Annotated in this window: 16 protein-coding genes; 2 read left to right on the plus strand and 14 right to left on the minus strand. The window is 62.6% G+C overall.

Annotation, left to right across the window (positions count from 1 at the left end):
• Nucleotides 1-7: 7 nt before the first annotated feature.
• The 4 genes from AC1DX6_RS04850 to fabA all read right to left on the minus strand — a co-directional run bounded on the left by AC1DX6_RS04850 (nt 8) and on the right by fabA (nt 4264).
• Nucleotides 8-1558, minus strand: coding sequence for a putative bifunctional diguanylate cyclase/phosphodiesterase (locus tag AC1DX6_RS04850; RefSeq protein WP_477311584.1), 1551 nt, complete (start codon nt 1556-1558; stop codon nt 8-10).
• Nucleotides 1559-1649: 91 nt separating this feature from the next.
• Nucleotides 1650-2462: an enoyl-ACP reductase FabI gene (gene fabI, locus AC1DX6_RS04855; RefSeq protein WP_477311585.1), complete on the minus strand. Its 813-nt coding sequence runs from the start codon at nt 2460-2462 to the stop codon at nt 1650-1652.
• A gap of 31 nt (nt 2463-2493) precedes the next feature.
• The gene (gene fabB / locus AC1DX6_RS04860; protein ID WP_477311586.1) at nt 2494-3714 is read right to left on the minus strand and encodes a beta-ketoacyl-ACP synthase I; all 1221 of its coding nucleotides are present in this window, start codon (nt 3712-3714) and stop codon (nt 2494-2496) included.
• A 31-nt stretch (nt 3715-3745) separates the two neighbouring features.
• The gene (fabA, locus tag AC1DX6_RS04865) at nt 3746-4264 is read right to left on the minus strand and encodes a 3-hydroxyacyl-[acyl-carrier-protein] dehydratase FabA (RefSeq protein WP_477311587.1); all 519 of its coding nucleotides are present in this window, start codon (nt 4262-4264) and stop codon (nt 3746-3748) included.
• Nucleotides 4265-4507: 243 nt separating this feature from the next.
• Between fabA and irrA the strand changes: the two genes are divergently transcribed.
• On the plus strand, nt 4508-4939 hold the full coding sequence (irrA, locus tag AC1DX6_RS04870; protein WP_477311588.1) for an iron response transcriptional regulator IrrA: 432 nt from the start codon (nt 4508-4510) through the stop codon (nt 4937-4939).
• Nucleotides 4940-5026: 87 nt separating this feature from the next.
• Here the strand turns inward: irrA and AC1DX6_RS04875 are convergent, their stop codons facing one another.
• The gene (locus tag AC1DX6_RS04875; RefSeq protein WP_477311589.1) at nt 5027-5587 is read right to left on the minus strand and encodes an SH3 domain-containing protein; all 561 of its coding nucleotides are present in this window, start codon (nt 5585-5587) and stop codon (nt 5027-5029) included.
• A gap of 156 nt (nt 5588-5743) precedes the next feature.
• On the opposite strand from AC1DX6_RS04875, the gene AC1DX6_RS04880 reads away from it, so the two are divergent.
• Complete coding sequence (locus tag AC1DX6_RS04880) at nt 5744-6745, plus strand: 2-hydroxyacid dehydrogenase (protein ID WP_477311590.1); 1002 nt, start codon at nt 5744-5746, stop codon at nt 6743-6745.
• Nucleotides 6746-6747: 2 nt separating this feature from the next.
• Here the strand turns inward: AC1DX6_RS04880 and AC1DX6_RS04885 are convergent, their stop codons facing one another.
• The 9 genes from AC1DX6_RS04885 to rpsT all read right to left on the minus strand — a co-directional run bounded on the left by AC1DX6_RS04885 (nt 6748) and on the right by rpsT (nt 15495).
• Complete coding sequence (locus AC1DX6_RS04885) at nt 6748-7326, minus strand: GNAT family N-acetyltransferase (RefSeq protein WP_477311591.1); 579 nt, start codon at nt 7324-7326, stop codon at nt 6748-6750.
• Entirely contained in the window at nt 7323-7754 is a 432-nt protein-coding gene (locus AC1DX6_RS04890) for an aconitase X swivel domain-containing protein (RefSeq protein ID WP_477311592.1), read from the minus strand. Before AC1DX6_RS04890 ends, AC1DX6_RS04885 begins: the two co-directional genes overlap by 4 nt.
• The gene (locus tag AC1DX6_RS04895) at nt 7751-9004 is read right to left on the minus strand and encodes an aconitase X (protein WP_477311593.1); all 1254 of its coding nucleotides are present in this window, start codon (nt 9002-9004) and stop codon (nt 7751-7753) included. The genes AC1DX6_RS04890 and AC1DX6_RS04895 overlap by 4 nt, the downstream gene beginning before the upstream one ends.
• Complete coding sequence (locus AC1DX6_RS04900; RefSeq protein ID WP_477311594.1) at nt 9001-9489, minus strand: GNAT family N-acetyltransferase; 489 nt, start codon at nt 9487-9489, stop codon at nt 9001-9003. The genes AC1DX6_RS04895 and AC1DX6_RS04900 overlap by 4 nt, the downstream gene beginning before the upstream one ends.
• A gap of 4 nt (nt 9490-9493) precedes the next feature.
• Entirely contained in the window at nt 9494-10249 is a 756-nt protein-coding gene (locus AC1DX6_RS04905) for a molybdopterin-synthase adenylyltransferase MoeB (RefSeq protein WP_477311595.1), read from the minus strand.
• A gap of 31 nt (nt 10250-10280) precedes the next feature.
• A complete protein-coding gene (recF, locus tag AC1DX6_RS04910; RefSeq protein WP_477311596.1) occupies nt 10281-11426 on the minus strand; it encodes a DNA replication/repair protein RecF in 1146 nt (381 codons plus the stop codon).
• An 82-nt stretch (nt 11427-11508) separates the two neighbouring features.
• A complete protein-coding gene (dnaN, locus tag AC1DX6_RS04915; RefSeq protein ID WP_477241651.1) occupies nt 11509-12627 on the minus strand; it encodes a DNA polymerase III subunit beta in 1119 nt (372 codons plus the stop codon).
• Between the two features lie 201 nt (nt 12628-12828).
• Nucleotides 12829-14304 (minus strand): chromosomal replication initiator protein DnaA, encoded by a 1476-nt coding sequence (gene dnaA, locus AC1DX6_RS04920; RefSeq protein WP_477311597.1) that lies wholly within the window; start codon nt 14302-14304, stop codon nt 12829-12831.
• Nucleotides 14305-15228: 924 nt separating this feature from the next.
• Entirely contained in the window at nt 15229-15495 is a 267-nt protein-coding gene (rpsT, locus tag AC1DX6_RS04925) for a 30S ribosomal protein S20 (RefSeq protein WP_477241655.1), read from the minus strand.
• Nucleotides 15496-15695: the final 200 nt, after the last annotated feature.

Genomic DNA, 15695 nt, shown 5'->3' on the forward strand with positions numbered 1-15695 from the left:
CTGCCGCTTAGTGCAGGCTTGCGAGGCGCGGTGCGCGCACGCTAACGACGGTGCGGACTTCGCCAGGCCTCATCTTAAGCGGTGCGGGCCGACCGAACAGATAGCCTTGCACCACTTCGCAGCCGGCTGCCCTGAGCAGCGTCGCCTGGTTCTCGGTCTCGACGCCTTCGGCGATGATGCTGACACCCAGCGCGCGCGAAAGCCCGACTATGGTTGAGACCACCGCGCCTGAGCTGGAATCGGTGTCGATGCGGCTGACGAAGGAGCGGTCGATCTTCAGCTTGCCGAACGCGAAGTCGATCAGGTAGCTCAGATTGGAATAGCCGGTGCCGAAATCGTCGACGGCCACCGAGATCCCCATGTCGGCAAGCTGCTTCAGGATGATGGCGGCGCGGTCGCGGTCCTGCATCATCGCCGTCTCGGTGACCTCCAGCTCCAGCCGTGACGGCTTGATGCCGGTGCTCGCCATCGTTTCGCGCACGATGCCGACGAAATCCTTGGTCATAAACTGGACCGGCGAAATGTTGACGGCAACGAAACAGTCCTCGGGCAAATGGCGGGCATCGCTGCAGGCTTTGCGCAGCACCCATTCGCCAATCGGGTTGATCATGCCGGTTTCCTCGGCGATCGGAATGAACTCCATCGGCGGGATCATGCCGCGTTCCGGATGCTTCCAGCGGATGAGTGCCTCGTAGCCGATGATGCGGCCGCTCGGCAGGTCGAGCTGCGGCTGGTAGTGAAGGTCGAAGTCACCGCGATCGAAGGCAATGTGCAGCTCGGATTCGATCCACTGGCGATAATCGGCGACGCGGCCCATGTCGGAATGGAAAGCCGACCAGTTGCCCACCCCGCCGGCGCGTGCATTCTGCAGCGCCAGATTGGAACGGCGCAGAATGAGGACAGGGTCGACGCCATCCTTGGGCATCGCCACGATGCCCACCGACAGCGCCACCGATTGCAGGTGGGAATTGAGATCGTAGGGCTCCATCATCTCGTCGATAAGCTTCTCGACCAGGCTTTCCATCGACCCCTGGATCTCCCGGTCCGTCAGGAGAATGGCGAATTCGCCGGCGCCGATGCGCCCCATTATCGTGCCCTCGGGCATGCAAGCCTTCAGCCGCCTGGTGAAGGCGCGGATCAGTTCGTCGCCATGGCTGTAGCCGATGGCGTCGTTGATCTGCTTGAAGCGGTCGATGTCGATGTCGATCAGAAACACCGGCTCGCCGGTCCGGATCGTCGCCGATGCCGCTTCGGCAATCTTGCCGACCATGGCCGGACGAGCCAGCAGTCCGGTCAGCTTGTCGAAATGGGTTTCCGTGAAGACGTACTCCGCCGATTCATCGACGCCGGCGAAGAAGGACAGGGCAGCTCCCGCAGCGGCGAGTGCGCAAAGCGCGGCGGTGATGCCGGCCATCGTTTCGGCCTGCATGCCGATAAGGTGGTCACCGAAACCGAGTTTCAAGCCCCAGAGGCCGAGAACGAAACTCCCCAAGCCCGAGCTGGCCACGGTGAGCAGCCGGAATACCGGTGTTCGCTTCGGATTGCTGACGGCAAGCATTACAGAGTCCCCAGGTTGCGGGACTCTAGCGGAAATCTCCTTAAAATGAGTTTCCGCCGATGCATCTAATTTTACTGGACCTATTGCAGGGTTAGTCCTTGCCGCCATCCGTCTGCTTCAGCTCCTCCAGCGTCGGCATGGAAACGATGTGATAGCCGGAATCTACATAGTGGATTTCGCCGGTAACACCCGACGACAGGTCGGACAGCAGATAGAGCGCGGAACCACCAACCTCGTCGATGGTCACCGTACGGCGCAGCGGCGAGTTGCGCTGCTGGTAGGAAAACATGTGGCGTGCGTCCGAAATGCCGGCGCCGGCAAGCGTGCGCACCGGTCCCGCCGATATGCCGTTTACCCTGATGCCGCGCGGACCGTAGTCGTTGGCGAGATAGCGCACGCTGGCCTCAAGTCCTGCCTTGGCGACGCCCATGACGTTGTAGTTCGGCATGACACGTACGGAGCCGGCATAGGTCAACGTGATCATCGAACCACCATCCTTCATCAGTGCGGCGGCATGGCGGGCGACTTCGGTGAAGGAGTAGCAGGAGATGACCATGGTGCGGACGAAATTGTCGCGGCTGGTGTCGGCGTAGAGGCCCTTCAGCTCGTTCTTGTCGGAAAAGCCGATGGCATGGACGATGAAGTCGAGCCCGCCCCATTCCTTGCCCAGGGTCTCGAATGTGGCAGCGACCGAGGCGCTGTCCTCGACATCGCAAGGCACGACTAGCGCCGCGCCAATCTTCTCGGCGAGCGGCTTGACCCGGCGCCCGAAGGCATCGCCCTGATAGGTAAAGGCGAGTTCCGCCCCATGTTCGGACAGCTTTTTGGCGATGCCCCAGGCGATCGAATGATCGTTGGCGACACCCATGACAAGCCCGCGCTTGCCCTTCATCAGTCCGTCCATGGCAGGCAATCCTTTTAGAGAAACGCTGGTCTTATGCGGAATAGCGCTGGAAAACGAGCGTTGCGTTGGTGCCACCGAAACCGAACGAATTGGACAAAACGGTGTCGATCTTGGCGTCATCGATGCGCTTGCGCACGATCGGCATGCCCTCGAATTCCGGATCGAGGTTTTCGATATGAGCGCTTTCGCCAATGAAGCCGCCTTGCATCATCAGGATCGAATAGATCGATTCCTGCACGCCGGCCGCACCCAGCGAATGGCCGGTCAGCGATTTCGTCGAGGTGATATGGGGCATCTTGTCGCCGAACACCTCGCGGATGGCGCCCATTTCCTTGGAATCGCCGACCGGCGTCGAGGTGCCGTGGGTGTTGATGTAGTCGACCGGCGACGAGACGGTCGCCAGGGCCTGCCTCATGCAGCGGATCGCGCCTTCGCCAGACGGCGCCACCATGTCGTAGCCGTCCGAGGTCGCGCCGTAGCCGACGATCTCGGCATAGATCTTGGCGCCGCGCGCCTTGGCATGCTCGAGCTCTTCCAGAACCAGCACGCCGGCGCCACCGGCGATGACGAAGCCGTCGCGATTGACGTCATAGGCGCGGGAAGCAGTTGATGCCTTGTCGTTGAACTTGGACGACATCGCGCCCATCGCGTCGAACAGGTCCGACATCGTCCAGTCGAGGTCTTCGTGGCCGCCGGCAAACATCACGTCCTGCTTGCCCCATTGGATCAGCTCGTAGGCATTGCCGATGCAATGCGCCGAGGTCGAGCAGGCCGAGGAGATCGAATAGTTGACGCCGTGGATCTTGAACCAGGTGGCGAGCGTCGCCGAAGCCGTCGACGACATCGCTTTCGGCACCGCGAACGGACCGATGCGCTTCGGGCTGCCGTTCTTGAGCGTCGTCTCGGCGGCCTCGACGATGGTGCGCGTGGACGGTCCGCCCGAGCCCATGACGATGCCGGTGCGGTCGTTGGTGATGTCGGCCTCGCCGAGGCCGGCGTCGGCGATCGCCTGGTCCATGGCGACATGGTTCCAGGCCGCACCTTGGCTCAGGAAGCGCATGGCGCGCCGGTCGATCATGGCCGAAGGGTCGAGCGTCGGCGCTCCCCAGACCTGGCAGCGGAAGCCGTGTTCGGCGAAGGAATCGGAGAAGCTGATGCCGGATCTGGCATCATGCAGCGAGGTCTGCACCTCGTTGGCGTTGTTGCCGATCGACGACACGATGCCGAGGCCTGTGACTACGACCCGTCTCATGGGCTGCTCCTTCCAGAGTGTCCGGTGACGATCAGGCGACCGCCGATTGCTTTGACAGACCCACTTTGAGATCCGTTGCCGCGTATATGGGCTCGCCGTCGGCTTTCAGCCAGCCATCGGCAATGCCAAGCACCAGCCGTCCGCGCATCACGCGCTTGAAGTCGATGCCGTATTCCACCTTCTTGACCGATGGTGTGACCATGCCCCTGAACTTGACCTCGCCGGTCGACAGCGCCATTCCCTTGCCCTGCTCACCGAGCCAGCCGAGATAGAATCCCGTCAACTGCCACATCGCATCGAGGCCCAGGCACCCTGGCATGATCGGATTTCCGATGAAATGGCAGGCGAAGAACCAAAGGTCAGGCTTGATGTCGAATTCAGCGCGGATGAAGCCCTTGTCGAAGGCGCCACCGGTCTCGCTGATCTCTGTGATGCGGTCGAACATCAGCATCGGTGGGTAGGGCAGCTGGGCATTGGTAGGCCCGAACAGCTCGCCGCGGGCGCAGGCCAGCAATTCTTCATAACCGTAGCTGGATTTCGTACCCGCCATCAATCTCGTCCCCGTAATCGTCCCGGGCGGTAGGGCGCCCTTGTCGTTGGTTTCCTAACACAATCTGTTTCAGGCCGGAAACCGGCGTTTGCGCTTAACCCGCCCGTCTGTCCGGGTCAATGCGCGCTATTGATCGTATTCAGCCGACAGAATATATGTCGGGAGGCATCCAGTTTCGGCCGATGACGTTTTTTTGCCACTCTGGGCGTGTCTTGGGGCAGAACTGTGAGCTTGGACGGACGGATGGATCTGGGCGGCCGGAAGGAAAATGTCGCTGTGGACAAGTGGGTTCGCGAAGCCGGGTTGAGGCCGACACGCCAGCGCATCGCGCTGGCCGATCTGCTTTTTGCCAAGGGCGACCGCCATCTTTCGGCCGAGGAATTGCACGAGGAGGCGATCGCAGCCGGAGTGCCGGTGTCGCTGGCCACCGTCTACAATGCCCTGCACCAGTTCACCCAGGCCGGTCTTCTGCGCATCCTGGCCGTCGAAGGCTCGAAGACTTATTTCGACACCAACACCTCCGATCACCATCATTTCTATATCGAAGGTGAAAACAGGATCTTCGACATCGCCAGCGGTCCTGTCACGGTTTCCAACCTGCCGGAGCCACCGGAGGGCATGGAGATCGCCAATGTCGATATCGTGGTGAGGCTGCGCCCGAAGCGCTGCGATTGAGCCGCATCTCCTCCAGAACATCCGTTGGCCGTTAAGCCGCGATCCCGAACCTTTGGTTCGAAATGAATCCGCTCAAACCGGAAGCGCTCAGTTCTTGACGTGCTCGCCCGGATAGGCGCCCCAGACGACCGATTGCGGCAGCCAACCGGTGTGGCCGTCGAAGGTCATTTCGCACCATTGGCCATCGCAGGTCTTGATCGTGCCCATGACCCCCGGTTCGATGATGGCGATGACGCTGGCATCCTTTTGCGGATCGTCGAGAAGGTTGATTCGGCCACCGCCCTTGCTGCGCTGCCAGGGCGCGACGATGGCCGTGCGGCGACCTGAAAGAAGCGACTGGTTGATCCAGCCTTCCGAGCCATCGGCATCGCGCACGCGCCGCCAGGTATCGAATTCCTGGATGATTTCCATCGGCAGGCCGGCCTTCATGTACATCCAGTCGACGGAATAGTTGGCGCCCGGGCCGACGCGTGAGTTGACGCGGCCCGATTTCAGGCTGACGAACCGCGGCAGCGGCAGGCCGCTAGGCCCGAGTGTGACGGTCTGTGCGGGGGCAGCCGCGCTCTGCGCCGCCACCTCAGGGGAATAAAGGACAGCGCCGAGAATTGCTGCGCTGAGAGCCAGGCGAAGCGACGCGAAACCAGACACTTTCATTCCTTTCGGCGCCTGCCTATCAGTAACGGCGCGCCTTTTTCTTTGTCTTCGGCGGCACCGCTTGTTACATGAGTCACTGGCACCGCGACCGGCTTCCAGTTTCGCCTGTCTTGGTTAAAGAGGTCTCAACGAGATCGGTTCGAGGAAACAATGGCAGGCAAAAAACGGCCTCTCGTCGTCATCACGCGCAAGCTGCCCGACCCGGTCGAGACCCGCATGCGCGAATTGTTCGACGCGAGGCTGAATGTCGAGGACAGGCCGATGACGCAGCCGGAGCTGGTTGCCGCGGTCAAGGAAGCCGACGTTCTGGTGCCGACCATCACCGACAATATCGACGCCGCGCTGATTGCCCAGGCGGGCGACAATCTCAAGCTGATCGCCAATTTCGGCAATGGCGTCGACAAGATCGACGTAGAGGCAGCGGCGAAAAAGGGCATCACCGTCACCAACACGCCCAACGTGCTGACCGAAGATACGGCCGACATGACCATGGCGTTGATGCTGGCGCTGCCGCGGCGGCTGGCGGAAGGCGCCAATGTGCTCACCGGCGACAAGAAATGGGCCGGCTGGTCACCGACCTGGATGCTCGGCCGGCGGATCTGGGGCAAACGGCTCGGCATCGTCGGCATGGGCCGCATCGGCACCGCCGTCGCTAGGCGGGCCAAGGCCTTCGGTCTTTCGATCCACTATCACAACCGCCATCGCGTGCTGCCGGCGGTCGAAGAGGGGCTGGAAGCGACCTATTGGGAAAGCCTCGACCAGATGCTTGCCCGCATGGACATCATCTCGGTCAATTGCCCGTCGACGCCGGCGACGTTTCACCTGCTTTCGGCGCGGCGGCTGGCACTCATGCAACCCACAGCCTACATCGTCAACACGGCGCGCGGCGACATTATCGACGAGGAATCGCTGGTCAAACTGATCCAGGACGGCAAGATCGCCGGCGCCGGCCTCGACGTCTACGAGCACGAGCCGGCGCTGAACAGCAAATTGCTGAAGCTCGCCGCCAAGAACAAGGTCGTGCTTCTGCCGCATATGGGCTCGGCAACGCTCGAAGGCCGCATCGACATGGGCGAAAAGGTCATCATCAACATCCGCGCCTTCTTCGACGGCCATCGCCCGCCCGACCGCGTGCTGCCGCTCAGGACCTAGAACTAGAAGTCCCGCTTCATCATAATCCACTCGTGTGGGCCACTCCTGCCGCCATAGGCAACCCAGCGAAGACTGTCGCCGGTAACGAAGCCCAGCCGTTGATAGACCGAAATCGCCGGAAGGTTGGTGTCTTCGACGGTCAGGCACAAGCCTTTTGCCCCGGCAGCAACAGCCAGTTGGCCGGCGTGCGCAAGCAGCTGCGTTGCCAGACCCTTGCCGCGGAACTCGGAATAGGTGGCTATCGCAAGGATCGACCAATAGCCGATGAGCCGCGTTTCCAGGCTCACGAGCGGCATGAGCGCCGGCGAAATTTCCGCCGCATAGTCTTCATTCTGCGTCAGCAATTCGCCGACCAGCCCGCCCGCGATCGTCCCGTCGACCTCGACAACATATGCCTTGGAGAAATGATAGGGCGAGTTGGCGTCGGCGGATGCCGCCCGTCGTGCCGCCTCCAGGACCGCGTGATCCTCTCCGCTGTCCCTAAGCCAGCTTTCAAGATCGATGCCATGCCCGGCAATGTCGACGATCGCGGCGACATGGAGCGCGTCATTCCTCGTGGCCGGGCGAACGAGAAAGTTCATGACGTTTCATCCGGGATGCTGGCGCCCAAGATCGAACCATCCGCGGTGACAGTGGCCCTGCGACCCTGATACCGTTCGAACTGGTCGCGTCCGAGTTGCAGTGCCATCGGCGTCTCCCAGCCCATTTCCCTGGCGACGATCAGCCCCAGCAGCAGGATCGCGTCCGGCTCATGCAGCACCAGTGCCGCCGGCGCGTGGCCATTGTGGACGAGTTCCAAGAGCACGGCGGATGCCGACGACGAGCCGATCGTGCCCGGCAGGAACAGCACGCGCCCGGAAATGTTCTCGCCATGCTGCGGGTGACGGACATCGGCTATGCGGCCGGTCTTCGGATCGACACCGCCCCAGAAACTGATCGGCGCGGTCAGCAGCAGCGCCGCGCCTTCGCCAGCTTTGCCCGGTACCAGGATTTCAGCAGCGGCGCTCATGCGGCAATATCCGTAAACTTCGGCCTGCCGGCTACGGCGCTTTCCACGCAGTCGACCAATGATCCGTAGAGCACCGAATAGCCGGTATTGCCCGGCGCGTAGTGCGCGAACTTTCCCGAGTTCGTCATCAGGACGCCGCCGGCAAGGTCGGGCAGGATCGGCGTCACCACCACGCAGGTGTCGGCAACGATGATGACCCCGCTTGCTTCGAGCGCTTTTCGCCGGCCGTTCTGTTCGAGTCCCGAAAGTACATGGCGTCCGGTGCAGGCGTAGATCGGCACGCTGAGCTGCCGCCCGGCGATCAGCCGCTCCAGCGCATCGAACTCGGCTGACGACAGATGCGGGCTGCCGATCGCCACCGCGTCGATGTTTTTTGGTTTCGCCGCCGTCGAAAGACCGGCGCGAGCCCTCGCAATCATGTCAGGCGTGATGCGGATCACGGTTTCCGGCGCGGCGCCGGCCAGAATGGTCTCGGCGTCGGGCGCTTCGGGCGTGACGCCGGCGATGTGGAAAAGACCGACGGCGCCCGATGATGCCGCCGCCGCGCCAAATGCCTTCAGCGCATCCTCGCCGGGATGGCGTGGCACGCCAATGACGACGCCGACGGCATTGCCGACCTCACGGCCATAGAGGCTGCCCAGCACCGGCCACGCCACTTCCGAACCGAGGAATGATGCGGCAAGCCCCGAAACGTCGAACACCAGCCGCGCCCGCCGGTTTTCGGCGCGATGCAAGCCGTAGTCGGGCGCGCGACCGGTGATGGCGCAAGCGATGTCGAGGAAATCGCCATAGCGGTTGGTGCGCGCCCCCAGCACCGAATTGCAGAACACCACGGCATTGGATTCGCCCCAGGCGACGTCACTCCCCAGCGCCGGCCGGTGCCCGGCCTGGTAGGGCGCGCAGGTCCAGCTCTGCTCGCAGCCAAGCTTGCGGTAGGCGTCCATCATCCGCCGCGCCATGCCGCGCGCCGGCTCTTCGAGGCGGATGCGCGAGCAGCCCATCAGGTCGAGCGCCCCGACATTGAGCGTCGAGCGAACAGCGACACGGGCTTTGCCCTCGACCAGTTTTTCGGCAAACAGCGTGCCCGAATCGCCATGATAGAGCGCGCCGTCGATATGCGCCGAAGCAATTGGGATCAGTCGTGGCGCGCCGAGCAGGCGGGCGCTTTCGGCAACGATACGCATCGCCATCGCCGCGCCGTCCTGGCCGGACGCAATCGCCTGTTCCTCCGGGCTGAGGGCGAGGCTCATGCAAGCACCTTGCGCATGGTTATCGAGGTCGGCCTGTCATAGCCCTTGTGCGCTGTTCGCTCGGTTTCGCGAAAGCCGAGACGCGCAAAGGTCGCGTGATTTGCGATGAGCTCGATCCGCGTCTGCAGCTCGATGGCGGGTTTGTTGCGGCTGCGGGCAAGAGCTTCGACAGCTTGCATCAACTGCTTGCCAATGCCTTGTCCCTGAAAGCCGGACGCGACGGCGAGCTTGCCGACATAGAAGTCATCAGGCCTCTCCGCCGCGAAAACGCAGCCAACGATCCTGTCGTCCTTCATCGCTAGAAACACAGTCTCCTGGCCGGCCTTCTGTTTCAGATTTTCGGCATTCAGCAGGTGCGCTGACGATGGCGGGTCGATGACGCCATCCATAGGCGCAAAGGCGCGCATGATCAGGCTGAGCAACGCGTCCCACCGTTCGAAACTGGGGGCAAGTTGCGTGACCAAAACGCTGGCGGGCTGGTCCATGCGGTCAGCTTCTCTTGTAGCGGATCGTATCGAAGCGCGCCGACAGTGCATCATAGAGCAGCAGCCGGCCGACCAGTGGTTCGCCGATGCCGGTGATCAGCTTGATCGCTTCCATCGCTTGCAGCGTACCGATAACACCGGTCAGCGCGCCGACGACGCCAGCGACAGCGCAGGATGGCACTAGGCCCGGCGGCGGCGCTTCGGGAAACAGATCGCGATATCCAGGGTTGGGCTTGCCGTCGCTCCCGGTCTCGAACGGCTTCAGCACCGTCACCGAGCCGTCGAAGCGGCCGACGGCGGCATGCACCAGCGGCCGTTTTTCGGCGGCGCAGACGTCGGCCACCGCATAGCGTGTTTCGAAATTGTCGGAGCCATCGACGACGATGTCGTAGCTGGCGAATAGGGCAGGGGCATTGTCAGCCGTCAGCCTGAGATTGTGCAGCTCGACGACGACATTGGGATTGATGCGCGCGATTGCCGCTTTGGCGCTGTCGGTCTTGGCCAAGCCGACCGCGTCGGTGTCATGGATCACCTGCCTTTGCAGGTTCGACAGCGAGACGCTGTCGTCATCGACGATGCCAAGCGTGCCGACGCCGGCGGCAGCGAGATATTCGAGCACCGGCGCGCCTAGCCCGCCGGCGCCGATGACCAGCACGCGCGCGCGTTTCAGCTTCTGCTGGCCGGCGCCGCCGATTTCCGGCAGCACGATGTGGCGGGCATAGCGCTCAAGCTCTTCGTCGGTGAGGGCAGCAGGGATCATTGCCGGACCATATAGCGGTGCAAGAATCTTGTCAGGCGTCTTCGGTTGGCCCAACCGTGCCGTGGTCGACCGTCAGGAACTGCGCGCGTCCAGAAAGACTGGAAAACAGCGCGGCGTCGGTTCCGGTCATGAAGGCCTGGCAGTTCAACTCCTCCAGGATCGAGAACAGCGCCGCGCGCCGGCCGCTGTCGAGATGCGCGGCGATCTCGTCGAGCAGCAGGATCGGCGTCATCCCCGACATCTCGCCGGTCAGCCTTGCATGCGACAGCACGATGCCGACCAGCAGCGCCTTCTGCTCGCCGGTCGAGCACAGTTCGGCCGGCATCGCCTTCGGCCTATGCCGCACCAGCAGATCCGAACGGTGTGGGCCGTCGAGCGTGCGGCCGGCGGCGCGGTCGCGGTCGCGGCCTTGCGCCAGTGCTGCGCGGAACCGCTCCTCGACATCGACGGCGGGCGCGGTGCTGACTTCGCTTTCCAGTTCGCCGGACAGGCTGATATCGGCTTGCGGAAACGGACCTGTGCTGGGCAGCCTGTCGATCATGGCGGTGAGCAGGCGCACGAGTTCGGCGCGCGCCGCGGCAATCGCCACGCCGGTCTCGGCCATCTGCGTCTCGATTGCATCGAACCAGGCGCCATCGCGCGACCCTTCCGTAAGCAATCGGTTACGGCCGCGCATCGCCTTTTCATAGTCGAGTGCGCGCTGGCCGTGTTGGGGATCGATCGCCAGCACCAGCCGGTCGAGAAAGCGGCGGCGGTCGGCGGCCGGTCCTGGGAACAGGCCGTCCATGGCAGGTGTGAGCCAGACGACGCGCAGCCATTCCAGCATGTCTTCCGCCGATCGTGCCGGGGCGCCATTGATGCGCACCCGCCGGCCGCCTTCGCCGGCGGTGTCGCCGCCGGCAATGCCGGTGCCGATCTCGACCTGGCCGTCCGGCCCGTCGATACGGGCATGCAAGGCAAAGCCGCCGTCGCCGCCTTCGCGCGCCACGTCGGCGTAAGGCGCGCGGCGCAGGCCGCGGCCCGGTGTCAGCAGGGAAATCGCCTCCAGGAGGTTGGTCTTGCCGGCGCCGTTGTCGCCGGAAAACACCACCGCGCCCGGGCCGAGGTCGATCGACAATGCCGCATAGTTGCGGAAATTGGTAAGTGTAAGCTTACTTATATGGATTTGCCCGGGCAACCGCTATCCGCCTGTCGAAGTCGCCGCAATCATTCTCGCAGTCGCACATTGTCGCGGAGCCGAACTGGGCGCCGCAGTGCGACTACACGCGCATGGGCATCAGCACGTAAAGCGCTGTCTCATCGGCCATGTCGTGGATCAGCGTCGGCGAGCCGGCATCCGCCAGCATGAATTTTGCCTCGGTGCCGGTCAATTGCGCGGCGACGTCGAGCAGATACTTCGCATTGAAGCCGATTTCGATCGGATCCGACGAATAATCTGCGGCCAGTTCCTCGGTGGCGCTGCCCGAATCCGGATTGTTGACCGCAAGCGTGACCTGTCCCTCGGTGATCGAAAGCTTCACCGCGCGGCCGCGTTCGGAGGAAATGGTCGAGACGCGGTCGACGGCGGCGGCAAAGCTCTGCCGGTCGATGATCAGCTTCTTGTCGTTGCCGGTCGGGATGACCCGCTGATAGTCGGGGAAGGTGCCGTCGATAAGCTTCGAGGTCAAAACCACGCTGCCGATGGTGAAGCGAATCTTGGTGTCGGACAATTCTGTGGTAACCGCGACATCAGGGTCGTCGACCAGCTTCTGCAACTCGCTGACCGTCTTGCGCGGGATGATGATGCCGGGCATGCCCTCGGACCCTGCCGGCGCGTCGATCTCGGCGCGCGCCAGCCGATGGCCGTCGGTCGCCACCGAGCGCAGCTTCAGCTTGCCGCCGGTCTCGTGCGTGTGCAGGTAGATGCCGTTCAGATAGTAGCGCGTCTCTTCGGTGGAGATGGCGAACTGGGTCTTCTCGATCAGGCCTTTCAGCGCCACCGAATCGAGCCGGAAGATGTGCGAGAAGGATCCGGCCGAGAGCTCCGGGAAATCGGACTGCGGCAGGCACTGGAGACGAAAGCTCGAGCGGCCCGACGTCACCGTCATGGCGTTGCCGTCCTCGTCGGTCTTCAGCATGACCTCCGCCCCTTCAGCGAGCTTGCGCACGATGTCGTAGAGCAGATGTGCCGGAACTGTGGTCGCGCCACCGCGCTCGACCTTGGCGGGCGTGGCTTCGGTCACTTCCAGATCGAGGTCGGTTGCCTTCATTTCAAGGCTGGCGCCCTCGGCGCTGAGCAGCACGTTCGACAGGATCGGTATGGTGTTGCGCCGCTCGACCACGCGATGAACGTGGTTGAGGGACTTCAGGAGATTTGACCGTTCCAGGATAACACGCATGACGAAACAGGCTCGCTTGAATGAATGAACGGGTCACCAGTGGGCGGCGCCCCGCGAAAGGTCTGAACAGGCTCAGAATCTGCACAAACTGACAGGAAAAAGCCAGTAAACGCAAGCCCGCGCCACCGGTTCACGCCGGTTACGCGGGCTTTCTGGGGATAAAGCTGGCGAAGTCCGCAAGCCGGCGTTTTCCCGCACCAATCAGGCCTGGTCGTTGATCAGCCTTCTCAGCAGTTCGAGTTCCTGCGCCAGCGTGTTATCGGAACCGGAAAGATCCTCGATCTTGCGCACGGCGTGCAGCACCGTCGTGTGGTCGCGGCCGCCGAAACGCCTTCCGATCTCCGGCAGCGAGCGTGGCGTCATCACCTTCGACAGGTACATGGCGACCTGTCGCGGCTTGACGATGGTGCGCGTGCGCCGGTTGGACAGGAGCTCGGTCTTCGACACATTGTAGTGGCGCGCGACGATGCGCTGGATGTCCTCGATGCGCACCCGTTTCGGTTCGCCCGAACGATAGATATGGCCGAGGATCTCGTCGATGCGGTCGATGGTGATCTGCGGCTCGAACGACTGGCGAAACAAAAGCTGGTTGAATGCGCCTTCGAGCTCTCGTCCGCTGCCGGTCACCGTGCGGGCGACATGGTTGAGAATCTCCTCCGAAATATCGAGCGACGCATCGTCGATCTTGGCGGTGGCGAGACGCAGTTTCAGCATGCCGATGCGCATGGCGAAATCCGGCGCCGACATTTCCAGCGCGACACCGCCATTGAGACGCGAGCGGACGCGCGGCTCCAGCGATTCCAGCTCTGACGGCGGCCGGTCGGCGGCGACCACCACTTGCTTGGCGCTGTCGAGCAGCATGTTGATCAGATGGCAGAATTCATGCTGGATCGACTTGCCCTGCAGGAACTGCATGTCGTCGATGATCAACAGGTCGATGTCGCGCAACTGTTCTTTCAGCGTCAGCGCGTTGTTGTCGCGGATCGCGGTGGCGAAGCGCCACATGAAATACTCGGCCGTCAGATAGACGACGCGCGATTTCGGGTTCTGCTTCAGGGATTCAGCCGCGATCGCCTGCAACAGGTGGGTCTTGCCGAGCCCGACCGTTGCGTGAAGGAAGAGCGGATTGAAGCGCACCGCGCTCGACTGCGATTCCGCCACCGCCTTGGCCGCGGCGAAAGCCACCCGGTTCGAAGGACCTTCGATGAAGGAGCCGAACGTATAACGCGGGTCGAGCGGCGAACCGAGCACATTGTGCCGGAACTCGGTCTCGATCGGCGTGCCTGGGCGCGGCGCCGGTGCCCGCTCCACCCGGCCGGGGCCTGCAGTGCCTGCGGCCAGCGCCGTTTGGGTCTGCCGGGTGGTCATCTTGCGTGCCGGCACCACTTCCGGCTCCACGCCATTGCGCGCCGGACGGGTCGCGGTGCGCACGACGATCTCGATCTTGAGCACTTCCGGATCTTCATGCTTCCACAGCTCGGCGATGAGGTCGAGATAGTGGCCGTTGATCCACGAGCGCAGGAAGGCCGTGGGCACGGAGATGCGGACAATGCCGCGGGATGCCTCGGCAACCTTCATCCGCCCGAACCAGCTCGAATAGACCTCGGTTCCCAGGCGCGCCTTCAACTGGGTCTTGACCCGATCGAACTTTTGCTCCGCGTCGCTGGAAGCCGTCATGTCGTCCCCTCCGACTAGAGTTCCAGGAAATGGGAGGTCGCCCATAAGCTCCCTTTCGATGCCGCTCTGCATGATCGCGTTCCTTGTTCTTCTTGTACCTGTTTCAGCCGGGGATGCGCCTCCTGCATCCATGGTTCCGGCCACCGTTCATTCGCTACAACACCATCGCCGCCGCCGGCGGATGAATGTTGCCTCGTCGCCAAGGGATCGGCACCGGCGCCTGAGCCAGTCCGTCTTGACCGCGTCCGGGCAATGCATCGCCGTCCGGCGAAAACGCCGGCGCGTCGCTGACCTGCCATTTAACAATTACGCCAGTCCCCTAACCCACATCGAAAAAGACAAACCAAGCCCGTGCGCGGAATTGCTCCACGTCATGAATTCTGCCATTTTGTGGTGGCCGATCCAGGCTGGGTTGAGGGCCCAATGGCCCGTCCCTTTCGATGGATGGACATTACCGAAATCGCTGTGGATAGGGCAAGGCCATGACTAACGGATTTTTAAGGAATCTGGTTAGTGGAGACGGGTTGAGCCCTGATGCTGCAACTGCACATTCCGACAAAGCCATTGTGATTCAAACCCTTTTCCGGCGAATGTGAAAAAGGCCACACGGCGCGAAATTTTCTGAAATATTTCGCTTGACAGCAACTTGTACCCGATCGCCCTCGGTCGATGTGAACAAGCTGTGGATGACCGCTGGCAAGTAACTGAAAAACAAAGGTAATTTGTGACAGCCAAATTTATTGGCAACGCCAGTTTCGGCGGATCGGAGCGCTCGCGGACATGTATGTGCCGGCAAAGCATTCCGAGCTTTGAAATCCAAGTCGAGTTCGTTTTGCGGGCGTTCTTTTTTAAGTACTTGCCGGCAAACGAAAAAACCCGGCGTGATCCGCCGGGTTCGAAGAACGCAAGTTCAGGAAAGCTATATCAGGCCGACAGGACTTTGAGCCGGTGAGCCAGGCGCGACACCTTGCGGGACGCCGTGTTCTTGTGGATCACGCCCTTGGTGGCGGCGCGCATCAATTCCGGCTCGGCGGTCTTGAAGGCGGCCAGCGCGGCAACCTTGTCGCCGGCGGCGAGCGCCTCTTCGACCTGGCGGACATAGGTCCGCACGCGCGAGCGGCGGTTCTTGTTGATCGCCGCGCGACGGACGATCTTGCGCGTTGCCTTTTTGGCCGAGGAGGTATTGGCCATGATGCCTCTCTTCTGATCTGGTGGGCGCATGCGGGATGCCGCAGGGCGCAAAAAACAAACGGGCAGCCAGGGCCGCCTCGGTTGGTGCGGCTTATAGTTCAGCTTTTCCGGCGCGTCAACGCCGCCTGGCCTTCTTTTTGGTGATCCTAAAGCGCGTCGCGTTTGAACGGATTCAGGCGACGCGCTTTAGGTCTTTGTTC

Source organism: Mesorhizobium sp. P2_C4 (assembly GCF_056404575.1).